At 57.4% G+C, this 23,982-nt stretch carries 22 protein-coding genes; 1 reads left to right on the forward strand and 21 read right to left on the reverse strand.

Features of this window, described 5'->3' with window-relative positions; all coding sequences use genetic code 11:
* Window positions 1-4 precede the first annotated feature (4 nt).
* The 14 genes from B5F35_RS05845 to ybaK form a co-directional block, all read right to left on the reverse strand.
* Window positions 5-631: a CDP-alcohol phosphatidyltransferase family protein gene (locus B5F35_RS05845; protein ID WP_087238967.1), complete on the reverse strand. Its 627-nt coding sequence runs from the start codon at window positions 629-631 to the stop codon at window positions 5-7.
* Between the two features lie 81 nt (window positions 632-712).
* Window positions 713-1,225 carry a CvpA family protein gene (locus tag B5F35_RS05850; protein WP_087238969.1) on the reverse strand — a complete coding sequence of 171 codons (513 nt, stop codon included), beginning with the start codon at window positions 1,223-1,225 and terminating at the stop codon, window positions 713-715.
* A 57-nt stretch (window positions 1,226-1,282) separates the two neighbouring features.
* Window positions 1,283-2,509 carry a DUF5711 family protein gene (locus B5F35_RS05855; RefSeq protein ID WP_087238970.1) on the reverse strand — a complete coding sequence of 409 codons (1,227 nt, stop codon included), beginning with the start codon at window positions 2,507-2,509 and terminating at the stop codon, window positions 1,283-1,285.
* Window positions 2,502-3,287, reverse strand: a complete 786-nt coding sequence (truA, locus tag B5F35_RS05860) for a tRNA pseudouridine(38-40) synthase TruA (RefSeq protein WP_087238972.1) — start codon at window positions 3,285-3,287, stop codon at window positions 2,502-2,504. The genes B5F35_RS05855 and truA overlap by 8 nt, the downstream gene beginning before the upstream one ends.
* Window positions 3,288-3,396: 109 nt before the next feature.
* Window positions 3,397-4,212 (reverse strand): energy-coupling factor transporter transmembrane component T family protein, encoded by an 816-nt coding sequence (locus tag B5F35_RS05865; RefSeq protein ID WP_087238974.1) that lies wholly within the window; start codon window positions 4,210-4,212, stop codon window positions 3,397-3,399.
* Complete coding sequence (locus tag B5F35_RS05870) at window positions 4,209-5,072, reverse strand: energy-coupling factor transporter ATPase (RefSeq protein ID WP_087238976.1); 864 nt, start codon at window positions 5,070-5,072, stop codon at window positions 4,209-4,211. The genes B5F35_RS05865 and B5F35_RS05870 overlap by 4 nt, the downstream gene beginning before the upstream one ends.
* A 66-nt stretch (window positions 5,073-5,138) precedes the next feature.
* Window positions 5,139-6,005 carry an energy-coupling factor transporter ATPase gene (locus B5F35_RS05875; protein WP_087238978.1) on the reverse strand — a complete coding sequence of 289 codons (867 nt, stop codon included), beginning with the start codon at window positions 6,003-6,005 and terminating at the stop codon, window positions 5,139-5,141.
* 17 nt (window positions 6,006-6,022) lie between these two features.
* Window positions 6,023-6,883, reverse strand: a complete 861-nt coding sequence (locus B5F35_RS05880; RefSeq protein WP_087238980.1) for a class I SAM-dependent methyltransferase — start codon at window positions 6,881-6,883, stop codon at window positions 6,023-6,025.
* 106 nt (window positions 6,884-6,989) lie between these two features.
* Window positions 6,990-8,339 (reverse strand): phosphoglucosamine mutase, encoded by a 1,350-nt coding sequence (gene glmM / locus B5F35_RS05885; RefSeq protein ID WP_087238981.1) that lies wholly within the window; start codon window positions 8,337-8,339, stop codon window positions 6,990-6,992.
* Between the two features lie 53 nt (window positions 8,340-8,392).
* Complete coding sequence (gene ruvB / locus B5F35_RS05890; RefSeq protein WP_087239066.1) at window positions 8,393-9,415, reverse strand: Holliday junction branch migration DNA helicase RuvB; 1,023 nt, start codon at window positions 9,413-9,415, stop codon at window positions 8,393-8,395.
* A 77-nt stretch (window positions 9,416-9,492) separates the two neighbouring features.
* Complete coding sequence (gene ruvA / locus B5F35_RS05895; RefSeq protein ID WP_087238983.1) at window positions 9,493-10,101, reverse strand: Holliday junction branch migration protein RuvA; 609 nt, start codon at window positions 10,099-10,101, stop codon at window positions 9,493-9,495.
* On the reverse strand, window positions 10,098-10,631 hold the full coding sequence (ruvC, locus tag B5F35_RS05900) for a crossover junction endodeoxyribonuclease RuvC (RefSeq protein WP_087238985.1): 534 nt from the start codon (window positions 10,629-10,631) through the stop codon (window positions 10,098-10,100). The genes ruvA and ruvC overlap by 4 nt, the downstream gene beginning before the upstream one ends.
* Before the next feature lie 541 nt (window positions 10,632-11,172).
* Entirely contained in the window at window positions 11,173-11,817 is a 645-nt protein-coding gene (locus B5F35_RS05905) for an HAD family hydrolase (RefSeq protein ID WP_162611343.1), read from the reverse strand.
* A 1-nt stretch (window position 11,818) separates the two neighbouring features.
* Entirely contained in the window at window positions 11,819-12,316 is a 498-nt protein-coding gene (gene ybaK / locus B5F35_RS05910; protein WP_087238989.1) for a Cys-tRNA(Pro) deacylase, read from the reverse strand.
* 325 nt (window positions 12,317-12,641) lie between these two features.
* Between ybaK and glpK the strand changes: the two genes are divergently transcribed.
* Complete coding sequence (glpK, locus tag B5F35_RS05915) at window positions 12,642-14,144, forward strand: glycerol kinase GlpK (protein WP_087239067.1); 1,503 nt, start codon at window positions 12,642-12,644, stop codon at window positions 14,142-14,144.
* A 210-nt stretch (window positions 14,145-14,354) separates the two neighbouring features.
* On the opposite strand, the gene B5F35_RS05920 is transcribed toward glpK, so the two are convergent.
* From B5F35_RS05920 to recA, 7 genes are all read right to left on the reverse strand, one after another.
* A complete protein-coding gene (locus B5F35_RS05920; RefSeq protein ID WP_087238991.1) occupies window positions 14,355-17,243 on the reverse strand; it encodes an autotransporter outer membrane beta-barrel domain-containing protein in 2,889 nt (962 codons plus the stop codon).
* Window positions 17,244-17,575: 332 nt separating this feature from the next.
* A complete protein-coding gene (gene cysS / locus B5F35_RS05925; RefSeq protein WP_087238993.1) occupies window positions 17,576-18,982 on the reverse strand; it encodes a cysteine--tRNA ligase in 1,407 nt (468 codons plus the stop codon).
* Window positions 18,983-19,046: 64 nt separating this feature from the next.
* A complete protein-coding gene (epsC, locus tag B5F35_RS05930; RefSeq protein WP_087239069.1) occupies window positions 19,047-19,718 on the reverse strand; it encodes a serine O-acetyltransferase EpsC in 672 nt (223 codons plus the stop codon).
* 355 nt (window positions 19,719-20,073) lie between these two features.
* The gene (gene pgsA / locus B5F35_RS05935; protein ID WP_087238995.1) at window positions 20,074-20,676 is read right to left on the reverse strand and encodes a CDP-diacylglycerol--glycerol-3-phosphate 3-phosphatidyltransferase; all 603 of its coding nucleotides are present in this window, start codon (window positions 20,674-20,676) and stop codon (window positions 20,074-20,076) included.
* Window positions 20,677-20,692: 16 nt separating this feature from the next.
* Complete coding sequence (rimO, locus tag B5F35_RS05940; protein ID WP_087238997.1) at window positions 20,693-22,024, reverse strand: 30S ribosomal protein S12 methylthiotransferase RimO; 1,332 nt, start codon at window positions 22,022-22,024, stop codon at window positions 20,693-20,695.
* Window positions 22,025-22,181: 157 nt separating this feature from the next.
* A complete protein-coding gene (locus B5F35_RS05945; protein WP_087238999.1) occupies window positions 22,182-22,802 on the reverse strand; it encodes a regulatory protein RecX in 621 nt (206 codons plus the stop codon).
* Complete coding sequence (gene recA, locus B5F35_RS05950) at window positions 22,802-23,980, reverse strand: recombinase RecA (RefSeq protein WP_087239001.1); 1,179 nt, start codon at window positions 23,978-23,980, stop codon at window positions 22,802-22,804. The genes B5F35_RS05945 and recA overlap by 1 nt, the downstream gene beginning before the upstream one ends.
* Window positions 23,981-23,982 lie beyond the last annotated feature (2 nt).

Genomic DNA, 23,982 nt, shown 5'->3' on the forward strand with positions numbered 1-23,982 from the left:
CCGGTTAGCCCTTGTGCTCCTGCGGCTCGCGCTTTGCTTTGATGTCCGCCTTCAGATCAATGGAATCCTTCGGATCCACCGAACGAAGCAGAGACAGAAATACTCGAAAATACTTATATAAGGCAAACAGCATGAATATCGCCGTCACGGAGAGCAGGGCGATATTCAGCGGAAGAATTTCCACTTTCCAAATCCCCTTGAGCGCCACAATCACAAGGAACGACACATAGAACAGAATGGTTCCAACCTTGCCGTACCACATGGCCCCGCTGGGACGTTTTTTTGCTTTCAGAACAAGATACGCGCCGCCGATAAGCATAGCCAGCTCCTTCAAAACAAAGATAGCCAGAAGCGGCAGAAGGATCGGATAATCAACAGCCAGACAAATGGCCACGGTCCCCTGCGTCAGTTTATCCGCGATGGGATCGAGCATCTGCCCCAGCTCGGTAAACTGATCGAAGCGGCGTGCGATCATCCCGTCAAACATATCCGAAAGGCCGGACAGCACGAGACATGCGATCGCGGGAATGATATCCCTGTGTATATAATAATACACAAACGGCGCAATTAGCAAGATCCGAAGCAGAGAAAGCGCGTTCGGCACATTGATATTTTTGTTCCTGGTCTTCATCGATCCATCTTCCTCTCAAATCCTTCCTTGGACGGACACGGCCGCAAACCCGCCATTCGGGCCGGAGCCTTGCGGCAAAGCTCAGGCAAAGAGCAGCGCCACGGGGTTTTCCTCATAAAGCTGGCGGTACAGGAAGGAGCTGTGCAGCGTTTCCTGCGGCAGAGGCTTCCCCTCATCCACCTTCATGTATGGCAGCGCCAGCGTAAGGATCACGCACAGGAGAGCGGCAATCACCGCCCCGCGCAAAGCACCAAACACAGCGCCGCATACACGGTTAATCAAATTCAGCCCTGGCAGCCGGAACATCTGATCCAGCGCACGGGCCGCGAGGTACACCAAAAATTGCAGCGCCACATACAAAATGACCGACGCAACAATCCGGATCATGTTGTACTCGATCGGGGTGGCGGCATGACTTTCTCCCACCATCCCGCAAAACACGTCCGCGGCAAAGCCGGAGAGCACAGCGGAAGCCGCCATGGCGAAAATTCCTCCTGCAAACCCCACCAGGGTGCGCACCACGCCGCTCTTGATTCCAAGCAGGAGGGAAACAACCATCACCGCGGCAAGCACGACATCCAGTAAAAATCCCATTCTTCTTCTCCTTTTCCCGGCCGCAGGCCGCAGAATCAACAGGTGAATCCGCCGGGCTTACCCATTCAGGGAAGCCATACGGATCTCCGAAACCCCGAGAATATATACAGAGCTTTCATTAGCGAGCGCAATGGACACAGCGTCCTCCCCGGCCTCAGCCTGAGCAAACAAAACGCCGTCCGCGATCGAGTAGGCATAGACCGTTCCATCCACCAGCACCGCCACCGTGTTCCCGGAAAGGGAAACGGCATCCGGCTCACCGGACAATGGAATGGAGCGCTTCTCGCTGCCGGAGGAATCCAAAAGCACCAGCTTGCCGCTGGCCGCATTCGCATACGGGGAAAGCCCGATCGCTGTGATTCCGTCTGCGCCTGCATAGGAATTGAGCAGCCATCCGCCATACCCGTACTGCACAACAGATCCCGAGGAAGTGACCACCGCTGTCAGCTTATCGCCCACAGCCGCCGCACTGCCATCGCTGTACCAAAACGCATCTACCGGTGTGGTCTCAGGAAAACTGGCCACAGGCTCCACTGTTTTCGAACTGTTGAGATCGATCAGATAGAGCGAGGAAGCAAAAGCGCCGCCCTCGGCATACACGCCGCAGACAAGAGCCTGCGAACTGTCCGTGCTCAAGGCTGCTGCAGCGGGATAACAGCTTGAAAAGTTGTATTCATACTGCTTTTCATTGTTTTTGGTGTAAACGGTGAGACATCCAAGATAGTTTGTGCTTTCGGTCAGAAGAGCATAATGGCCGTTGGGCGCGATAGCGCCGCCAAGAATATTCCCTTCGGCATCTCCCCGCAGGATGGTCCTGGTGCGCATCTCCACCTGATAGCCTTTCCCGCCAAGATTATATACCAGCGCCCTTCCGCCCGCCAGGCGAAGCACGGGAAAGTTGAAGCTGTGCTGACGGCTGCACAGCTCTTTCCCCGTGGAATTGAGCGCCGTCAGATGCGTGTCGCTTACTATGGCGATTTCACCATTCTCACTGATAAAATTGCGGGACATTACCTGGCTCCCGGTGATGGGAACAGGGTAGCCGTCTCCGATTCCCAGTCCCACCACGCGCTCCTGCACCCAGCTTACTATATTTTCCGGTGTCAGATTGTCACGGTTGACCCAGAGGACAAGCCCTGCCACAGCCGCAATCAGGACCACCGCCACACGATAGACCCAGGAGGGGATTTTCCGCTCCTTTTCCTCTTCCCGGCGCCGTTTCCGCCTGCGCCGGCGCGTGGAAGGACCGGTGCTCTCGGCATAATACTTTGCCTTTCTACTCATGGTATTCCCCCTGAAAGCCTTCCTCCGTACATGTCAGGCCGCGGTAAAAAACCCGGTTCAGATACAGGCCCTGCGGCGGAGCGGTCGGGCCGGCTTTCGTACGGTCACGCGCTTCCAGAATACGCGGCAGATCCTCCGGCGCAAGCTTTCCCTGTGCCACATAAAGCTGCGTTCCCACCAGGATCCGCACCATGTTATACAGGAAGCCGTCCGCCGCCACGGTATAGATCACACTTTCTCCTTCCCGCCTCCACCCGGAACGGGTGATGGTGCGCGTAAGATCTCCCTTATCCCTCCCGTCCAGCGTGCAGAACGAGGAAAAATCATGCGCACCCACAAAACAAGATGCCGCACGGTTCAGAAGATCCAGATCCAGGGGATAATAATAGTGAAGCGCGCGGCCGCGCAAAAACGGACTGCGCGCCCGCGCGTTCCAGATCCGGTATTCGTATTCCTTTCCCAGACAGGAATAGCGCGCGTGAAACGATTCCGGCACTTCCCGGACATCGAGAACGGCGGCGCTCTCCGGGAGAAAATGATTCAGCGCCGCCATGAGACGTTCGCAGGGAATGGGATGCTCCGTGCGCATGCTCACACAAAAGCATTTCGCATGGACGCCGGAATCGGTCCGGCTGCATCCCTTGCAGTCCGGGCGTTCTCCCAGCACACGCTCCACAGCGTCCTGAAACGTCTCCTGCACGCTGGAGGCATTTTTCTGTACCTGCCAGCCGTGGAAACAGGCCCCATCGTAGGCCAGGGCAAGCAACAACGTTCTCATGGCGCTCCCTTTCCCTCCGGACGGCGTACTGTTTCCCATCGTCCAGTATATCCGGAGAATTTCAATAAAGTATCAAAAAAATGCGAAGATTTTCTGAACGATCGCCCTTTCAGCTCAACACGGTGGGCAAAACGATATTGCTCACCACAACGGCGGCGCAAATTACCACCACAACCACACAGGCAACGGCATCCCGTTTTCCCGCATGCAGTACCTTCATCTTCGTGCGGCCCTCTCCGCCGTGATAGCAGCGGCATTCCATCGCCATCGCGAGATCGTAGGCCCGGCGGAACGACGAGACAAACAGCGGAATCAGAATCGGCAGCAGCGCTTTGGCCCGCTGGACCAGACCCCCGCTTTCCAGATCCGCGCCGCGCGCCTTCTGCGCACTCATGATCTTATCCGTCTCCTCCAGCAGGGTCGGCACAAAGCGCAGCGCGATCGTCATCATCATCGCGATTTCATGCACCTGAATATGAAACACCTTCAGCGGCTTCATCAGACGTTCGATTGCGTCCGTCAGCGAGGTGGGCGAGGTGGTGAAGGTCAAAACGGCGCTCAGCAGAATCAGGCTGATAATGCGCACCGCGATAAAGATCGCGTTGCTCACGCCGCCCGATTTGATTTCCATAAAGCCGATTTTCAGCAGCGTCTCCCCGCCGCCGTAGAACAGGTTCAGCACGGAAGTGAACAGGACAATGAAAAGGATTGCTTTCACGCTCTTGAGGTAATGGCGCATCGGCACACCCGAAAGCAAAATGCACGCCGCCACCGAAACCACCAAAAGCAGCAGCGAGACAAAATTCTGCGCTACAAACAGGAACACGATAAACAGGAACACCAGCACAATCTTGACACGCGGATCCATGCGGTGCACCAGGGAATCCCCGGGGATGTACTGTCCCAACGCGATATCACGGATCATGCCTTCACGCCCCCTTTCTCCAGCAGCGGGAGCAGCTCCCGCACGGCTTCCTCCATCGTCAGGGCGGTGCCGACCGGCCAGCCGCGCTCCCGCAGGCATGCGAGGATCTTGGTGATCTGCGGCACACGCAGGCCCATCTCCTCCAGCTCCGCACCGCGCGCAAACACGTCCTTTGTCGGGCCGAACATGGCCATATGAGAGGAGTTCATCACCAAAATCCGGTCGGCGGTGCGGGCAATGTCCTCCATGCTGTGCGAAACGAGCAGGACGGTGTTGCCGCGCGTCTTATGGTAGCTGGTGATCTGGGCGAGCAGCACATCGCGCCCCATGGGGTCAAGACCTGCCGTCGGCTCATCGAGGACGAGAACGTCCGGGTCCATAGCAATTACGCCCGCGATCGCCACACGCCGTTTCTCACCGCCGGAAAGCTCAAAGGGGCTTTTGCTGAGAAAATCCTCCGAAAGGCCCACAAAGGCTGCCGCTTTTCTGGCACGCTCCTCCGCCTCCTGCGGGGAAAGCCCCATATTGCCCGGACCGAACGCGATGTCTTTGAGCACGGTTTCCTCGAAAAGCTGGTGCTCCGGATACTGAAACACCATGCCGACGCGGAACCGCACCTCCCGAATCTTCTTTGGTTCTGCCCAGATGTCCTTCCCATTGAGAAGCACCTGGCCCCCGGTGGGGCGCAGCAATCCGTTGAGCGTCTGGATCAGGGTGGATTTGCCCGATCCCGTATGTCCGATCACGCCGATAAACTCCCCCTGCTCGATCGACAGGCTGACGTTGTCCACCGCCGTTTTGCAGAAGGGGGTCCCTTCACCATAGGTATAGGTCAGATTCTTTAACTCGATAACTGCCATGTTCCCTTGCCCTCTCTGTCTTGTTCCGTCATTTTCCCGATGCCGGCTTTCGTCCGGCTCCTTTTCTTATGGGACTGCCTGCACCGGCGGCAGATAAGCAGCCAGCGCCTCCACGCACTCCTCGGTCGTCAGCGTGCAGGGCATGGGGAAACCCATCCCCTGCAAACGGTAGGTCAGCTCCGTGGCCTGAGGAACGTCAAGCTGATGCTTTTTGAGCAGCTCCACCTGCGAAAACACCTCGCGCGGCCCGCCCTCCAGCAGTACATGCCCGCCGTCCATGACGATGACGCGGCCGGCCTGCACCGCTTCATCCATATAATGGGTAATGAGGACAATTGTGATGCCCTTTTCCTCGTTCAGGCGATGGATTGTCTCCAGCACCTCGCTGCGGCCGCGCGGATCCAGCATGGCCGTCGGCTCATCGAGCACAATGCAGTCAGGCTGCATGGCGATAATGCCCGCAATGGCAATGCGCTGCTTTTGTCCGCCGGACAGCTTATATGGTGCGTTCAGACGGAAATCGTACATTCCCACGGCCTTGAGTGCCTCGTCCACACGCACACGGATTTCCTCCGGAGGGATACCAAGGTTTTCCGGCCCGAAGGCCACGTCCTCCTCCACCACGCTCGCCACAAGCTGGTTATCCGGGTTTTGAAGCACCAGTCCCACACGGCGGCGGATCTCGTACAGAACGGCCTCGTCAACCGTATCCATGCCGTCGACAAACACCTTGCCTTCTGTAGGAAGCAGCATGGCATTGAACATTTTCGCCATGGTGGACTTGCCCGACCCATTATGGCCGAGCAAAGCGACAAACTCGCCGCGCTGGATGGAAATCGTCACGCCGTCGAGAACATTGCGCGGCTCGCGGCCCTCCTCCGGCTCATAGGCAAACATCACGTCCTGCGCGTTGATAAATCCGTTTTCCGTCATCCTCGATTCCCCTCTTCCTATTCCTGCCAGATAGCTGTGCTGCCGCACGGCAGGACCAATCCCGTATCTGTCACCGGCAGGCCGATCTCCCCCGAGGAGACGGAACCGCCAAATTTTTTGCCGAGCAGCACGCCGAGCAGATATTCCATCACCGCCGGGGAGAGGCCCGTGGTGTAGGAGTTCAGCAGGAAAAACAGCGGACGCTCCGAGAGAATCGGCACGCACTGGGTCACAAGCGAATACAGCTGCTCCTCCAGCTTCCAGACCTCACCGCCCGGCCCGCGGCCATAGGACGGGGGATCCATGATGATCGCGTCGTAGGTGTTGCCGCGGCGCTGCTCCCGTTGGACAAATTTCATACAGTCATCCACCAGCCAGCGCACCGGCTTGTCCGCAAGCCCCGACGCGGCGGCGTTCTCGCGTGCCCACGCGACCATTCCCCGGCTTGCATCCACATGGCAGACGGAAGCTCCGGCGGCAGCGCACGCCAGCGTGGCGGCTCCTGTGTAGCCGAACAGGTTCAGCACCTTCACAGGCCTTCCCGCGTTCCGAATCTTCTCCATGGCGAAATCCCAGTTCACAGCCTGCTCCGGGAACACACCCGTATGCTTGAAGCCCATGGTCTTGATTTGCAGCGTCAGTTCACGGTAATGGATTTTCCACATGGGCGGGACACGCCGCCACTCCTGCCACGCGCCTCCCCCTGTGGAGGAGCGCTGATAGCGCGCGTGCGCTTGTTTCCAGCGCGGATCGCTTCGGGGCGTTTCCCAGATGATCTGCGGATCGGGGCGGATAAGGAGAACGTCCCCCCACCGCTCCAGCCGTTCCCCGCCGGAGGTATCGATCAACTCATAGTCTTTCCATTGTGCGGCTCTCACGTTATTCCCGCCTTTCCAGCTTCTTCTTCGTTCTGCCGCCGGCCCTGCGGACAGGCCCGGCTCGCGGGCTTCTCCGCAGGGCCGGGGGATTCCCCGGCTTTTTGCGTCAGGCGAGACGGGTACGCAGAACGTCCGCGACCTGATTGGCCAGCTCGGAAATCTGCTCCTCGTTCTCTCCCTCGACCATCACGCGCAGCAGCGGCTCCGTGCCGGACGGGCGCACGATGATGCGTCCCGTGCTGCCGAGAGCGGCCTTTGCCTTCTCGATGCTCTCCTTCACCTCGGTATCGGTGTAGAAGCGCAGCTTGCCCTCCGGACTGGTGGTCACATTGACCATGACCTGGGGATAGCGCTGCATGATGGTGGCAAGGCTCGACAGCTTCGCCTGGCGGCGGCGCATGATGCTCAGAAGCTGAGCCGCTGTCATCTGACCGTCGCCAGTGGTGGCGAAGTCCAGGAAAATGACGTGGCCGCTCTGCTCACCGCCGAAATTGTAGCCCTCAAGCAGCATTTCCTCCAGAACGTAGCGATCGCCAACCTTGGTGGAGGAAAATTTCATGTCGTTCTCGTCACAGAAGCGGTTGAAGCCCATGTTCGTCATAATGGTGCCGACAACCGTGGATTTCGCCAGCTTGCCGCGCGATTTCATATCGGCGGCGCAAATCGCCATGACGAAATCGCCGTCGACCAGGTTGCCGTTTTCATCGACGGCAAGGCAGCGGTCGGCGTCGCCGTCGAATGCCACGCCCGCGTCAAGGCCGTGCTCCTTCACATAGGCCATCAGGCCCTCCATATGGGTGGAGCCGCAGTTATCGTTGACGTTCACACCATTCGGCTCATTGGCAAGCATATGGCACTCTGCGCCCAGCTCCGTGAACAGCGTCTCCGCCGTGCGGCTCGACGCGCCGTTCGCGCAGTCGATGGCAATGCGCAGGCCGTCCAGCGAGAAGGGAACGGTGCATTTGACGTGATCCACATAGTCGCGCACGACGTTCGGCGCGGTGGTTACGGTACCCAGATCGCCGCCGACGGGCGTGGGAGGGGTGTCCACATGGTCCAGCACGATCGCCTCGATCTGCTCCTCGAGCGCATCGGGAAGTTTGTAACCGTCGCCGCTGAAAATTTTGATGCCGTTGAACTCGCAGGGATTGTGCGAGGCGGTCAGGACGATGCCAGCGTCCGCCTTGTACTTTCCGACGAGGAACGCCACCGCCGGAGTCGGCACAACGCCGAGCTGAATCACGTTCGCGCCCACACTGCACAGGCCTGCCGTGATGGCGGCTTCCAGCATATCGGAGGATTTGCGTGTATCCTTGCCGATCAGAATGCGCGGATGGCGGCGGTCATCGTCCGTCAGCACCATGGCGGCAGCCCGGCCGATGTTCATCGCCATCTCGCAGGTCAGTTCACTGTTCGCGACGCCGCGCACGCCGTCGGTTCCAAAAAGTCTTCCCATAATAGCTTTCACTCCTCATGCAATCTGCGCCGCCGAACCGGCGCGAACGGTTTTCAATCATGAAACAGGGTTTGCTGGGCGCTTTGCTCCGCGCCGGGAGGGGTCATGCCCAAATGCAGGTAAGCGGCCCGCGTGACACAGCGGCCGCGCGGAGTACGGCTAAGAAAACCAATCTGCATCAAATACGGCTCATAGACGTCCTCCAGTGTGACAGCTTCCTCGCCAATGGCGGCAGCCAGCGTTTCGAGGCCAACAGGGCCGCCGTTGTAAAAGCGGATCATTGTGGAGAGCATGCGGCGGTCGTTGGCGTCCAGGCCGATCTCGTCGATCTCCAGACGGTCAAGTCCCAGTTTCGCGCTTTCGTAGGTGATCACCCCGCCGCTCATCAGCTGGGCAAAATCGCGCACACGCTTGAGCATGCGGTTCGCAATACGGGGCGTACCGCGCGACCGGGAGGCGATTTCCAGCGCGCCGTCTGCTTCCACGGGGATTCCAAGGATCTGTGCGCTTCTGGTAACGATGCGCGCCAACTCCTCCGGGGAATACAGCTCCAACCGCAGAACCACGCCAAAGCGATCGCGCAGAGGGGCCGAGATCTGACCCGCGCGCGTCGTCGCGCCCACCAGCGTGAAGCGCGGCAGCGGCAGGTGATACGAAGCGGCCATCTGTCCCTTTCCGGTGATAATGTCGATCGCGAAGTCCTCCATCGCGGGGTAGAGAATCTCCTCCACGCTGCGCGAAAGGCGGTGGATCTCGTCGATGAACAGCACGTCGCCGGGATTCAGGTTTGTGAGAAGGGCGGCAAGGTCGCCGGGCTTTTCAATCGCTGGGCCGGATGTGACGCGGAAGCCCACGCCCAGCTCATTGGCGATGATGCCAGCCAGCGTCGTTTTGCCGAGGCCGGGAGGGCCGTAAAGCAGGACATGATCGAGGCTTTCCTTTCTCTGCCGCGCCGCCTCAATGAACACGGCGAGGTTTTCCTTTACCTTTTCCTGTCCGATGTACTCGGACAACGTTTTGGGACGAAGGGGATTTTCGACCTCCGCGTCCTCCGGAACATATTCCGGGGCAACCATTCGATTTTCCAGATCGTATTCACTTCCCCCGTTGTCGGGGTATTCGAATTCTGTATGCAAGCGTCAGCCGCCCCCTTTCACAGCTTCGAGCCCATCTCCCGCAAAGACAGCCGGATCAGCTCCTCTGTGGGAAGCGAGCTGTCGAATTTCGCCACAACGGATGCGGCCTCGCTCGGCGTGTAGCCCAGCACGGCCAGCGCACTGACAGCGTTCGCGGCATTTCCCGCGGCGCTCATAACGCCTGCCGGAGAAACCGGTGAACCTCCATCCGCGGCGACGCCCATCTTTTTCACCTTATCCTTCAATTCGAGCGCGATTCGCTGCGCAAGCTTCGCCCCGACACCGCTCGCACGGGTGAGAGCCTTGCTGTCGCCGGACGCCACCGCCAGCGCCACCTGCTCCGGAGCCAGCTCGCTGAGAATCGCAAGCCCCACGCGCGGGCCAACACCTGAAACGGCGGTAAGCATCGTAAAGCAGCTCAGCTCCGCCAGTGTGGCAAAGCCGAAGAGGTCCATGGCGTCCTCGCGGACGTTCAGCTTTGTGTACAGCTTCACCTGCCCGCCGATGTTCGGCAGCTTGCGCTGTGTGTTCATGGAGGTAAGACACTTGAAGCCTACGCCGCCGCATTCCACCACGGCCACGCCCGGCTCCAGATGTACCAATGTACCCGATACACTATAAATCACTGCGGATTCCTCCCTGTTGTTGTGCGAATGGAGCCGGAAAGCAATCTGCGGCGCAGATCACTGCCGGATGCCCGCCCGTGGCAGATAGCCATGGCGAGTGCGTCGGCGGTATCATCCGGCTTGGGCACCTCCCGCAGGCACAGGAGTCTTCTTGTCATCTCCATCACCTGCGGCTTTTTCGCCTGTCCGTACCCCGTAACAGCCTGTTTGATTTGCAGCGGGGTATATTCAAAAACCGGCACACCGGCCTGCTGCGCCGTCAGAAGGATCACTCCTCTGGCTTCCGCCACGCCGATCGCCGTTGTTTTATTGGTCTGAAAATACAGGCGCTCCAGGCTGAGCGCCTGCGGCTGGAAGCGGCTGAACAGCAGCCGGGTTTCCTCATAAATCAATTCGAGTCTGCGCCCAAATTCCATCCCCGCGGGGGTAGTGATGGCGCCATAATGCACAGGCTGGTACCGTCCGCATTCCGCGCGCACGATGCCATAGCCAACAATGGCGTATCCTGGGTCAATGCCTAAAATAATCATATTGGATTTTTCTCCAAATCGGGTTTCTGTTTTGGGTACGATCCGCTCAGGCCGCGGAGGCCCCCCATTTCTTGCCGCCAAGAAATGGGGGAAAGAACCGCGAGGGGCTTTGCCCCTTCGAACCCCACGCTTTGTTTTCTACGTCAGGTTTGAGCCCCCTTTCCCTGGGAGCGGCCGGCCAAATTTGCGCTGGCGCGCAAGACTGACCGGCTGGCAGGGGAAGCATCTGAAATTAGCGTGGGAAATAATTTCAGATGTTTCCGTGGGTTGGGGTACGGCACCACGAAGGCTTGCAGCGATGCTCCGGGCCGCAAATTCTGCCATGCGCCGGGGAACAGCCCCACAGGCGGGAACAGGCTGATGTATTATTATACCACACCTGCGGTGAGCACTTCGCGCAAGACGGCTCCGCCGTCCCGGCTGTATGTCTTTCGTGCATGAAACAGCCCGCGTCCGGCCACTCTGCGGTTATTATACCATAAAACCATAGTAGAGAGAACGGAAAAAAGGGATCTGCGGGAGTTTTTTAGCACGCGGGAGATCAGCTGATAAAGTTAAGCAAATACAGCAGATCGCGCGGATCGTCCAGCGCCGCGTCATATTCCGTGACGGAACCGAACCCATACCGCGCCCAGATAAACGGAATTCCTGCTGTGCGCGCGCCTTCCAGATCCACTTGCGCATCTCCAACGTAGACAGCATTTTTCAGGCCGTTGCGCTGGATGACAAGGCGGTTGTTTTCCCCTTTGCTCAGACCTGTGTGGCCGGGATGCTCAAAATCCGCAAAATACGATGCCAATCCGTGGGCCTCAAAAAAAGACTCGATATAGCCGTCCATACAATTGCTGACTAAAAACAGGGGGCAAAGCGGACGCAGGGTGTCAAGCAATTCCCGAACACCCGGAAGCAGAAAGCTGCCGCGCCCCGTGCACAGGATCTCACATTCACCGCGGCAAGCTTCCTCCTGAAATCGCTTCTGATCCGCCGGGGAAAGCTCAGGAACAAGTTTATCCAGCACCTGCTGTGCCTGCAAGCCCATGATCCCGTGCAGATCGTCCTGCGTAAACACACGGGAAAGGCCCATGCGGCGCGCGGCAAGGTTATAGCCCTCTGTGACGCCCTCTCCGGAATCCCAGAGAGTCCCATCCAGATCGAAAAGAATTCCATCTGTATAAATCTTATCCATGTCACGCCTCCTCATGGTGCACCGTAATGGACGCTGTGGAGCCTTCTGTCAAGGCAAGCAAAGCAGAGGGAGCAATTTCCACCTGTGCACCAATCTTTCCCGCGCTGAAAATGATCGTTTCAAAAGAAAGGCAGGATTCGTCTACCACGGTGGGAAACTGTTTTTTCATCCCGATCGGAGAGCAGCCTCCGCGCACATAGCCAGTTGTGGGAAGCAGTTCATTGACATGAAGCATGGACACCGACTTTTCACCCACAGCGCGAGCCGCCGCTTTCAGATCCAGTTCCTCTTTCACGGGAATCACAAAGACAAAAAATCCGTTTCCACCGCGTGTGACGAGAGTTTTGAACACCTGCGCCGGGTTTTGACCCAGCATCGCGGCCACCGACTCCCCATCCACCGCCTCACCGTCGTGTGCGTAAGTATAATGACGGTATGGGATCTTCTCCTTATCCAATATCCGCATCACATTTGTTTTGGCTTCCTTTTCCCTTGCCATTGGGCCTGCCTCCGTTCCGATTTTTGCCTTTCCTCATTATACTCAAGAAAGGGCTGGCTGTAAAGGTACGAGGAATTCCGTCCGGCTCTTCTTTGCGGAGACGAAAGAAGGAAATTTTTGCTTGTGGTCGCATTGAATAAAAAGTATGAATCTTGTAAAAATAGATTGTTTTAAATGTGAAAAGAAAACTTGACAGACAGAAAGACTCCATGCTATAGTGATATTAGAAACTGTCTGTGGAGATGGAGAGCAGCATGACAAGCGGGTTCGCTTTGTTGTGCTGCTTTTTTGTTTTCCGGGCGGAGGGAAAGGATTGAAAAGGGGCATGGAGAAAAAATACATTGTCGCACTGGATGAAGGAACCACAAGCTGCCGGTGCATCGTATTTGACCGCGAACAAAATATTGTTTCCGTCGCGCAGAAGGAATTCCCTCAGATCTACCCGCAAGCCGGATGGGTCGAGCACAATGCGACGGATATTTATGTGACACAGTATGGCGTTCTTATGGAGGCGCTTACACGTCTGAATATTCACGGCGAGGAAATTGCCGGAATCGGTGTAACAAATCAGAGAGAAACCGTTGTGGCCTGGGACAGGGAAACCGGCCTGCCTGTCTGCAACGCCATTGTTTGGCAATGCCGCCGCACAGCGGAGATCTGTGAAGCAATTATGCAGAATCAGGAGCTGACGGATTATATCAAGAAAAGCACCGGTCTGTTGGTGGATGCATATTTTTCCGGAACCAAAATCAAATGGATTCTGGACCATGTGGAGGGTGCACGGGAAAAAGCGGAGCAGGGGCGCCTGCTGTTCGGCACCATCGACACCTGGCTGATCTGGAAGCTTACGGACGGCAAAGCCTATGTCACGGACTACACCAACGCCTCTCGCACCATGCTCTTTAACATCCACACGCTGCAATGGGATGAGCGGATTCTCAAGGAGCTGGGAATCCCCGCAAATGTGCTGCCGGAAGTGAAAAGCTGCTCCGAAATCTATGGGAAAATGAATATCGCAGGAGCCGAAGTGCCGATCTGTGGCATTGCGGGTGACCAGCAAGCCGCTTTGTTTGGGCAAACCTGTTTTGAAAAAGGCGATGTAAAAAACACCTACGGTACCGGAAACTTCATTTTGATGAATACTGGAAACGAACCGGTTCAAAGCAAAAACGGCCTGCTCACCACAATTGGCTATGGCTTGAACGGAAAAATTACTTACGCGCTGGAAGGCAGCGTCTTTGTCGGCGGAGCTGTTCTGCAATGGCTTCGCGATGAAATGCGTTTTTATAAAGATGCTCCTGACGCGGATTACTTTGGAGGGCGTGTCAAGGATTCTCAGGGTGTGTATTTCGTCCCTGCCTTTACCGGTATGGGAGCTCCTTATTGGGATATGCATGCGCGCGGCACCATTTTCGGTCTGACACGCGGCACAAGCCGGAACCACATTATCCGGGCGGCGCTGGAATCCATCGCGTTCCAGTCTAAGGATGTGATAGATGCCATGATGGCCGACACCGGGCTGGAAATCAATGAAATTAAAGTCGACGGCGGCGCGAGTGTGAGCGATATCATCATGCAGTTCCAGGCGGATATCACGGGCAAACGCTTGCGGCGGCCCATTGTGCGCGAGACAACCGCTCTCGGAGCCGCCTATCTGGCTGGACTTGCCACCGGCTTCTGGAAGGATCTTGACGATGTGCGTGACCACTGGACGATTGACCGCGTTTATGAACCAGAGATGGAGGAAGAGAAACGACGCCTCGTTCTGCGCGGATGGAATCAAGCTGTAAAATGTGCTCGTCTTTGGGGGACTCCGGAGAACGACTAAATAACAAAATCCTAATCAAAAATACAGAAAAAGGCCGTACACGTTGGCCCCACAAAATGGGCTGTGTGTACGGCCTTTTCTTTATGCTCATCTGCTCTCAAACGCACAAGCGGCTGCCTGGCGAACCAGGCAGCCGCGACGCAAATACAACTACACTTATTTTGTTGAGATAGTAGTAGTAATCAAGTAACCGTAGTTCGAACTACTCAATCAGACAGTGGTAGCCACAAAAGCACGGGGGCCGCCGTTGACATAGAAGCCAACAACATCGCCAGCCTTAGCGTTCTGGGTAGCAGTAATCTTGAAGAAGTAGTCGTTGCCGCTGTTGGAGACATACTCAACCGTGTAGATGGAGTTGCCGGCAGCGACAGTCGGGCGAGCATTAGCGGTGATCTTCACCTGATAGGAGCCGCCAACCGGAACATTCACGGTGGTGGTGTCGCAGGTGTAGTCAGCCACAACATGCATCACAGCAACCTTGTTCGGATCGCTGTTGATGTAGATGCCGCAGGCATCGCCAATGTTGCCAACAGCCTGAACCTTGAAGAAGTAGTCGTTACCCTCGTTGGAGGAAGCAACCAGCTTGAAGGACGGGCTGCCGATGCCAAAGTTCGGAACCTTGCCATCGAGAGAGGTGATCTTGAACTGATAGGTGTTGCCAGCCTGCACATACACGTCACCAGTGGTGTCGGAGGTGTAGGTGGTCTTCGGCTTCTCAATCACATTGATCTGGCAAACAGCATTGCCATACTCCTCGAGCTCAATGTCGAACTCGTCATAAACAACAGCTGTAACAGTAGCCTTGTTCAGAACGGAGAAGTCAGCATTGTACTTGTTAGCCGTCACAACAGCCGTGCCGTTGCCATTGTCGGTGCCGGAGATATAGTTCTCGTCGCCGTCAAGGAAGAAACGGATCTTGGTGTTCTCGGGCAGAGCCGTGCCGTTCGGGTAAGCGGAAGCCGTCAGGGTGACAGACTCGCCAACCAGGAGGTCAACGTTCGTCTTATCCATGGCCAGGCCAGCGAAGGAAACACCATCAATCACGAAGGAATCGCTGCTCGTGCCAGCAACGGTCTTCAGGGTGAAGCCATAGCCAACAAAGGAATTCTCGTCCGCGATGTCGGAGGTAGCGCTGTAAACAACGGTGCCCGGAATGACATCAGCAGCGTTCGCGATCTTCAGGATGTTGGAAGTAGCAACGGAGTCAACAACACGCAGGCCGCCAGCGTTGATGATGAAATCAGCATCGCTGCCGTAGACGTTGTTAACGGAAACATTGCCATTGAAGGTAACAGCGCCGGAGTTCAGCTCAATGGTGTAGATGTTCATGTTGCCATTGACGGTAGCTCTGGTGGCGTCATAGGAATCATCGGTGTTCTCGGACTTCAGGACAGCGCCGGTCTCGCTGTAGCCGGTGTAGTTGCCGTTCACGATAGCCGGAATGGTGCCCTGGAAGTTGTTAAGGGAAACAGTGGTGTTGCGATAGTCCACGTCGATCTTGTTGACCACAGCGTTGGAGCCCTCCAGAGTCAGAGCACTCTCAGTGTAGCCATCGGACTCGTCAGCAAAATAAGCGCCGACAGAAGCCTTGCCAACAGTGCCGTCAACAGTCAGCTTCTGGGTGGTAACGGTGCCGCCCACGGAAACCTCAACTTCCTCGTTCAGAGGAGCCAGCTCCACATAGTCAGTAGCCGTCACATCGCCGGTCACTTTGCCTTCCTGAATGGTAACAGTACGAGCCTCTTTAATGGAAGAAGCCGTAGCGTTGCTGATATCAACATGACCAGCAGTCTTAACCTCGTTGACAGAACCGCCATAGAGGTTCACGTTAGCACCCTCAACGTTGCCAATGGTGCCGCCGCTTACCGTAACATCGTCAGCTGCTTTCACATTGCCGAGCTTACCGCCGGAAATGTCGATAGCAGTGTCAGACTCAATGTTAGCGCCGGTGACATCCCAAACGATGTCATCGATCTCTGCGTAAGCCTTGCTCTTGGAAAGGACGCTTTCCTTTCCAGCAATGCCATTGATGCCGACCATGGCCTGGGAACCGTCGCCGAGCTCCACATTGGTGATGGTGCCAGAAACGCGGTTCTCAACCTTCGCGGTGCTCTGGGTCACGATCTTATTGGTTGCGATGTTCTTGCCATCGTCCACAGACTTGACGGAGTAAATGTTCAGGCGGATAGAGTTGCCCACGGAAGGCTTCGCAATACCATAGGTAAAGCCGCTGTCCAGAACCTTCAGATAGTTGTTCGTTCCGGTTGCGGAAACGATGAAGGTGGTCTTCAGCTGATTGTCAGCCACCGGACCATACTGCTTCTCATCATTAGCCTGGATCAGCTTGAGACCCGTCACTGTATTCGCAGAGTTGTCCTTGCTCACCTCAGCAGTGCCGTTTCCCGTACGGGGCAGAACAACGTTAGCGAAATCATAGGTGATCGGTTTCTCCTTGTCCGGATCATTTACCTCATCATACTTGTAGCTGCTGTCAAGGTACTGCGGATTCTTCTGCAGACCGTTGATGCTGTCGCCCCAAGCTGTCTCGCCAGGCATCATGACCGGGGTCATGGCGTCAAGCAGAACAACCTTGAAGCTCTTGCTGCCGCGAACGGTAACCTCGTCCTCGCCGCGATCGGTGGTCTTGCCGGTGTACAGAACGTTAACCGTTGCAGTACCGGTGCCCTTCACGTCACGGACGGTAGCAACATAATCGCCCACATCAGCATTGACATAGGAATCCTTATCCTTATTGCTCTCAGTGACCTTGGTAACACGAATGATGTTGTCGCCGGACACGGAGACAGAAGAAATCTCCACGTCTTGGACCGCAATGTGATCATAGGTTTCAAGCTCAGCGCCCGTCACATAGTCAGTAATGTTGAACAGGTTCTGGCCGTTCTTTTTGGCCTTCTCCAAAGCAGTAGCGTTATCCGCAACATTGCTGAGGTTGGCCAGGTAAACGGTTCCGTCTTTAGCAGAGACGCTGGCGGCAGATTCCGACTTCGTCGCTGCAAAGGCGAAAGTTGACGAAAAGCTGGTAACAACCAGTGCCAAAGCCAGCACCAGAGATACCACTTTTCCTGTGGCTTTTCTCATCCTTTTTGTCCTCCTTAAAATAGTTCGTTGTTCGTATTTGCGTGTGCTATGAGAGATGGAACATACATGGGAACCGCCCCCGGAGAGGGGGAAGTCATGTGCTGCGGCGGCAGCTGACCCGCGTTTCCGCGCAGCGCCGTAGCACCACCTATATGTTTACTTGGATTATATGACATTTTACTGGTTCTGTCAAGTACATTCCCGAAGGTGTTTCACAGAAAATTTGCACAAAGATGACGAAAGGAGCCTGTGAAATGGAACGATTTGGGACACTTCAAGACAGACGCTTCCTTCTGCGGAAGCAGATACCTTTTCAGGCGGATTGTTCCTTCTTACTTCTCCACGCTCCATTTAACGCCCTGGGGGGTATCCTCCAACACGATATGCCGGGCCTTGAGCTCGTCGCGGATGCGGTCGGCGGTTGCCCAATCGCGGTTTTTGCGGGCCTCGGCGCGCTGCGCGATCAGCGCTTCGATCTCTTCGTCAAGCGACGCTTCCTTTTTCTGGTAGAGAAGGCCAAGCACGTCCGCCAGCTCCCCGAACAGGGACAGGGCAAATTCGCACAGCTCCCGGCTCGGCTCGTTCGCGGCTGTCAGGACGGTGTTGATCTCACGGGCCAGCTCAAAGAGGGCGGCCAGCGCGTCAGCGGTATTCAGATCGTCGTCCATGGCTTCGATGAAGCGGGCGCGGTACGTCTCAAAACGGGTGCGGATTTCCGCTTCCCCTTCCTTTTCCCCGGAAGCACTGTGCTCCATGAGGAGTGTAAGGTTATCGCGGCAATGATAGAGACGTTCCAGGGAAGCGCGGCACTGCTCAATCACATCGACGCTGTAGTTGATGGGGCTGCGGTAGTGTGAGGCCACCATCAGATAGCGGATCGGCTCGTAGCCATACTCATTCGCCACATCACGCACGGTGAAGAAGTTGCCGAGACTTTTGCTCATTTTCTTGTTGTCTACATTAATATAGCCGTTGTGCATCCAGTAGTGCGCAAAGGGAACGCCGTTGCAGCATTCACTCTGGGCGATCTCGTTCTCATGGTGCGGGAAAATGAGATCCTGTCCGCCGCAGTGGATGTCAATGGTTTTGCCAAGATACCGCCGTGCCATGGCGGAGCACTCGATATGCCAGCCGGGACGGCCCTGCCCCCACGGGGACGGCCAGCTCGGCTCGCCGGGCTTCGCGGATTTCCAAAGAGCGAAATCCATGGGATCCTCTTTGATCTCCCCCGTTGCAATGCGTGCGCCCGCTTCGAGATCCTCCAGGGGCTGATGCGAAAGCTTGCCGTACTCCGTATCCTTGAGCGTGCGGAAGTAAACGTCGCCATTTTCTGTGGGATAGGCAAAGCCCTTCTCCACCAAATCCTCCACGATGGAGAGGATTTCATCGATGTTTTCTGTGGCAAGCGGATGTACGCTGGCTGGGCGCACGTTCAGGCCCTGTGCGTCCGTGCGGTACTCGTCGATGTATTTGCGGGAAACGGTGAGATAGTCGCTGCCCTCCTCGTTTGCCCGGCGGATGATTTTATCATCGATATCCGTGAAGTTCTGCACGAACGTCACCTTCATCCCACGGTACTCCATATAACGGCGCAGCACGTCGAACACGCAGATCGGGCGCGCGTTGCCGATGTGAATAAAGTTGTACACGGTGGGGCCGCAGGCATAGATCTTCGCCTCGCCCGGAGTGATGGGGATGAAGTCCTCCTTCTGACGGGTCAGGGTATTGTAGATTTTCATGGGAAAGCTCCTTTCGAAGTGTTTGTTCTTACATTGCTTACATTATATATAGTATAGAAAGAGATTACTTGTTTGCAGATTCCCCGCCGCTGCACAGACGCAGCTCCGGATGCAGATCACACATCCTTTTGACCAGCTTGTCATATTCGGCATTGAGACGGCACAGCTCAAGCGCAACAGGATCCCCAACGTGGATCTGATCGAGGCTGGACGGCTTCTGGCCGTTGACGCGGACAACACGGGCGGGAACGCCGACAGCGGTGGAGTTTGGCGGGACTTCATCCAGAACAACCGCGCCCGCCGCAACACGGGCATTGTCGCCCACAGTGAAGGGGCCGAGAATCTTCGCGCCGGAACCCACCATGACGTTGTTCCCCAGCGTGGGATGGCGTTTGCCGTGATCCTTTCCCGTACCGCCCAGCGTGACACACTGATAGATCGTGCAGTTGTCTCCAATCTCAGCGGTTTCCCCAATCACAACGCCCATACCATGGTCAATGAACAGGCCCTTGCCGATCGTTGCGCCGGGGTGAATCTCAATCCCGGTGCGGCGGCGTGCCCGCTGGCTGATCCAGCGCGCAATGAATTTATGATTGTGCCGGTAAAACCAATTCGCGCGGCGGTAAGAGCGCACAGCCTTAAAGCCGGAATACAGAAAATACACCTCCAGCCGCGAGCGCGCGGCCGGATCGCGCTCCATGATGGAATCCAGTTCCTCCTTCAAACGATCAAACACGGACAGCCCTCCCTTTCGCAAAAAAACGCCTCCGTCCCTTCGACTGCCGAAAGGACGGAGGCGGTATCGTCACCGCGGTTCCACTCCGCTTTGTTACTCCGGCCGCGCGCCGGAGCGCGGAGCCTTTCAGCCTGTAACGGGGCCGGGCCGTGCGGCCATTTCCTGCCGCCCGCGTGCCTTGTGAGCCGGCGGCTGCATTTCGCCCGAAGATGCGCCGGGAACGCTCACAGCCCGGAAACCCGGGCGCTCCCTCTCTGCCGCGCGTCTGGGGGGTACTTCTTCCGCCCTCGCGTTTGTATCATTTTCTTTAGTATAGCGCACGCGCCCCGCGTTGTAAAGGGGGATCCTGACGGATTTACATTTCGCGCGCGACGATCTTCCAGTTCTGCTTGAGGTAAATCACCCCGGAGATCACGGCCATCACGGTGGCCACCAGAAGAAGAAGATTGCCGAAGAACCCAAACCACTGCACCGCGCTCCCACCGAACACCGTAAAGACGGGAAGGACGCCGAGCGAGACAAGCTCCAGCAGATACTGGAACAGCAGAATAAACAGGATTGCAATAATCTGGCTGACCGTCTTGGCCTTTCCCCAGTTGTTGGCCGCCACAACCACGCCGCTGTCCGCCGCAACAAGGCGCACCGACGTGACCATGAATTCACGGAAAATGATCAGGAGAACCAGCCACACATTCGCCACATCCAGAGAGACAAAGCAAACCAGCGCCGAGATCACCATAATCTTATCGGCAAGCGGATCCATGAATTTTCCAAAGGTCGTGATCAGATTGCGGCTGCGGGCCAGTTTGCCGTCGAGATGATCGGTGTAGGACGCGGCCGCGAACAGGACAAGGGCAACCAAATTGTGATGCGGCAGACTGTTTCCCGCCAGCAGCGCGGCGACGAAAAAGGGAACCAGAATCATGCGCAGAACCGTCAGCTTATTCGGTGTATTCACAAGCGCGCCTCCTTTGTCAGCCTACAATTTCTCCCATCAGGTCGCAATCGATGCAATCTGTGATTTTGACTTTGCGGAATTCTCCCAGGCGCGGTTTCTTGCCGCCCGCCATGAAAAAGATTTTGCCGTCCACGTCCGGCGCGTCCGCCGCGCTGCGGCCAAACCAGCATTCTGCGTAACGGTCGAAGCCCTCCACCAGCACCTCCACCGTCTGCCCCACGCGGCTCTCGCCCCAGCGCTGCATGACGGTCATCTGCTGCTCCATAAGGATATCGCGGCGGCGCTCCTTTTCCTCCTTCGGAAGCTGGCCGTCCATCTCGCCGGCGGGCGTGCCCTCCTCCTGCGAATAGGCAAAACAGCCGAGCCGTTCAAAGCGGATCTCCTTGGCAAACTCACAAAGCTCGTCGAAATCCTCCTGTGTCTCGCCAGGGAAGCCCGCGATCATGGTAGTGCGCAGGACAAGGCCAGGCACACGCTCGCGCATCTTATGAATGAGCGCTATGAGCTGCTCCCGATCGCCCGCACGGCGCATGGCGCGCAGGACACGCTTCGAGCAATGCTGCAGGGGCAGATCCATATATTTGACGATCTTCTTCTCCCGTGCCATCACGTCCAGCAGTTCGTCGGTCACGGCATCCGGGTAGCAGTAGAGCAGGCGGATCCAGCGCGGGCCATCAATGGCGCAGAGCTTTGTCAGAAGCTCCGGCAGCGCGTAGCGGCCATAGAGATCCTTGCCGTAGCGCGTGGTATCCTGCGCAATGAGGATCAGCTCCTTCGCTCCCTCCGCGGCCAGGCGTTCCGCCTCAGCCACAATGCTCTCCATGGTGCGGCTGCGGTAACCGCCCCGGATCAGCGGGATGGCACAGTAGGAGCAGCGGTTGTCACAGCCCTCCGCAATTTTTATGTAGGCGAAATAGCTGGGGGTGCTGCGCACGCGATCGCCCTCCAGCGGAAGCCGCTCCTTTTCCAGAAAGATTTCCGGGTGCTCGCCCTCAAGCGTCTGGCGGACAATATCCGCAATCTCCCCGTTCGCGCCGATGCCGCAGACGGCGTCTGCCTCCGGCAGCTCCCGGCGGATCTCGTCACGGTAGCGCTCGGCCATGCAGCCCGTGACGATCAGCGCACGGATGCGGCCCTCCTTCTTGAGCTTCGCCAGCTCCAGAATTTCCTCAATCGACTCCTGCTTCGCTGACTCAATGAAGCCGCAGGTATTCACGATCGCGACGTCCGCCATTGCGGCATCGTCCTTCAACACATATCCCGCTTTCTCAAGCGACGCCATCATGATTTCCGCGTCCACGCGGTTCTTTTCGCAGCCAAGGCTGACCATTCCAACTGAATACGGCATTGTGATCTCCTTACTTTTCCATCCATATACCTTATATATAAGAGAAACAGCGCGCCGTTATGACGCGGCGCGATCGGAAAAAGCCCGACCCCTCTTCGGTTTATCATACCATAAGAAAGGGCCAGGCGCAATTGCCTGTCTGTGAATTTCGTGTGAATCAGTCTGTGTCTCCTTCGGGAAGCGCGTCGAACTCGCGCAGGGCGGAACGGATCTCATCCCAGCGGTAGCCAAGCCGCTGCAGGGCCGCCACCGTTTGCCGGCGGCCCTTCTCGTCTCCCAGACGGCGGGCATACTTGCGGGCAATCAGGGCGCGCAGGGACTCCCCCGGATCGGAGACCGCCTCCTGTGCCGCGGCGCGCGCCAGATCGCGGTCTATCCCCCGCCGGGCCAGCTCCTGCGCCGTGCGGGGAGCGGCGTATCCCTTGCGGGCCAGCTCCTGTGCCAGGCGGCGGGCGTAGTCCTCGTCGTCCACAAGGCCCAGCTCCTCCATCCGGTCAGCGGCGGCACGCGCCGCGTCCTCGCTCACGGTGCGGGAAAGCTTGCGCTCCAGCTCCCGTTTGGCGTGCGGGCGGTGTTCCAGCAGATAGAGGGCCTTTTCCTTTGCGCGTGCGGCGTCGCTCTTCTGCAAAAGAGCGTGCAGCTCCTCATCATCCAGTTCCATCCCGACCCGCAGCCGTTCCTCCTGCGCTGTGACAGCATCCAGCTTCACTGCGGGTTCGCCGTCCAGAAAGAGCTGCACCATCCGGTGGCGGCGCGGCTCGATCGCGGTCAGCTCCATCAGTCGTCCGCCTCAATATCAATCGCGGCCTTGGGCTTGTTCTTCGGCGCGGCGGGAGCCGGGGCCGGAGCGGCAGCGGAGGCCGAAGGAGGCGTCTGCACCGGCAGGACCTCCATCGGACGGGCGGGCGCGGCCTGTGCGGGAGCGTTCTTATTGTAGAGGCGGCCCGCGTTTGCCTTCACCGCCGTTTCAATCTCCGAGGCGATCGCCGCGTTCTCCGGGTTTTCGAGGAAAATCTTCACATTGTCGCGGCCCTGTCCAAGGCGCGTCTGGTTATAGGAGAACCATGCGCCGCTCTTCTGGATCACGTCCAGCTTCACCGCGAGGTCGATCAGCTCTCCGGTGCGCGAAATGCCGCGCCCGTACATCACGTCAAACTCCGCCTCACGGAACGGAGGGGCAATTTTATTTTTCACGACCTTCGCGCGAGTGCGTGTGCCGATCTGCTCCGTGCCGGATTTGAGCACTTCGATCTTGCGGATCTCAAGACGCACGGAGGAATAGAATTTCAGCGCACGGCCGCCAGGTGTGACCTCCGGGTTGCCGTACACCACGCCCACCTTCTCACGCAGCTGGTTGATGAAGATGGCCACACAGCTCGATTTCGAGATCGCGCCCGCCAGCTTGCGGAGCGCCTGGCTCATCAGACGGGCCTGCAGACCCACGTGGCTGTCGCCCATCTCACCCTCGATCTCGGCGCGCGGCACGAGAGCCGCCACGGAGTCAATGACGATGACATCGATCGCGCCCGAACGGATCAGGGCCTCCGCGATTTCCAGCGCCTGCTCGCCGGTGTCCGGCTGCGAAACCAGAAGGGAATCCACGTCCACACCCAGCGCGCGGGCATACACCGGATCCAGCGCATGCTCCACGTCGATGAACGCCGCGTTGCCGCCGTCCTTCTGTCCCTCCGCGATGCAGTGCAGGGCCAGCGTCGTTTTACCGGAGCTTTCCGGTCCATAGATTTCAACGATTCTGCCGCGCGGCAGGCCGCCGATACCAAGTGCCAGATCCAAAGAGAGCGAGCCAGTTGAGACAGCCTCAACATTCATCGCCTGATTTTGTCCCAGGCGCATGACGGCCCCTTTGCCGAACTGCTTTTCAATCTGTGCCAGCGCCGTTTCCAGCGCTGCCGCCTTATCCGCGCTTCTGTCTCTCGCTCCTGCCTTATCCGCCATGA

This window comes from Anaeromassilibacillus sp. An200 (assembly GCF_002160025.1).
GTDB lineage: Bacteria > Bacillota > Clostridia > Oscillospirales > Acutalibacteraceae > Caccousia > Caccousia stercoris.

What these genes read in the sequence shown, in the direction of transcription:
- B5F35_RS05845 (WP_087238967.1), bottom strand. Translation starts at nt 631, where the DNA reads ATGAAGACCAGGAACAAAAATATCAATGTGCCGAACGCGCTTTCTCTG.
- B5F35_RS05850 (WP_087238969.1), bottom strand. Translation starts at nt 1,225, where the DNA reads ATGGGATTTTTACTGGATGTCGTGCTTGCCGCGGTGATGGTTGTTTCC.
- B5F35_RS05855 (WP_087238970.1), bottom strand. Translation starts at nt 2,509, where the DNA reads ATGAGTAGAAAGGCAAAGTATTATGCCGAGAGCACCGGTCCTTCCACG.
- truA (WP_087238972.1), bottom strand. Translation starts at nt 3,287, where the DNA reads ATGAGAACGTTGTTGCTTGCCCTGGCCTACGATGGGGCCTGTTTCCAC.
- B5F35_RS05865 (WP_087238974.1), bottom strand. Translation starts at nt 4,212, where the DNA reads ATGATCCGTGATATCGCGTTGGGACAGTACATCCCCGGGGATTCCCTG.
- B5F35_RS05870 (WP_087238976.1), bottom strand. Translation starts at nt 5,072, where the DNA reads ATGGCAGTTATCGAGTTAAAGAATCTGACCTATACCTATGGTGAAGGG.
- B5F35_RS05875 (WP_087238978.1), bottom strand. Translation starts at nt 6,005, where the DNA reads ATGACGGAAAACGGATTTATCAACGCGCAGGACGTGATGTTTGCCTAT.
- glmM (WP_087238981.1), bottom strand. Translation starts at nt 8,339, where the DNA reads ATGGGAAGACTTTTTGGAACCGACGGCGTGCGCGGCGTCGCGAACAGT.
- ruvB (WP_087239066.1), bottom strand. Translation starts at nt 9,415, where the DNA reads ATGGTTGCCCCGGAATATGTTCCGGAGGACGCGGAGGTCGAAAATCCC.
- ruvC (WP_087238985.1), bottom strand. Translation starts at nt 10,631, where the DNA reads ATGATTATTTTAGGCATTGACCCAGGATACGCCATTGTTGGCTATGGC.
- B5F35_RS05905 (WP_162611343.1), bottom strand. Translation starts at nt 11,817, where the DNA reads ATGGATAAGATTTATACAGATGGAATTCTTTTCGATCTGGATGGGACT.
- ybaK (WP_087238989.1), bottom strand. Translation starts at nt 12,316, where the DNA reads ATGGCAAGGGAAAAGGAAGCCAAAACAAATGTGATGCGGATATTGGAT.
- glpK (WP_087239067.1), top strand. Translation starts at nt 12,642, where the DNA reads ATGGAGAAAAAATACATTGTCGCACTGGATGAAGGAACCACAAGCTGC.
- B5F35_RS05920 (WP_087238991.1), bottom strand. Translation starts at nt 17,243, where the DNA reads ATGAGAAAAGCCACAGGAAAAGTGGTATCTCTGGTGCTGGCTTTGGCA.
- cysS (WP_087238993.1), bottom strand. Translation starts at nt 18,982, where the DNA reads ATGAAAATCTACAATACCCTGACCCGTCAGAAGGAGGACTTCATCCCC.
- rimO (WP_087238997.1), bottom strand. Translation starts at nt 22,024, where the DNA reads ATGCCGTATTCAGTTGGAATGGTCAGCCTTGGCTGCGAAAAGAACCGC.
- B5F35_RS05945 (WP_087238999.1), bottom strand. Translation starts at nt 22,802, where the DNA reads ATGGAGCTGACCGCGATCGAGCCGCGCCGCCACCGGATGGTGCAGCTC.
- recA (WP_087239001.1), bottom strand. Translation starts at nt 23,980, where the DNA reads ATGGCGGATAAGGCAGGAGCGAGAGACAGAAGCGCGGATAAGGCGGCA.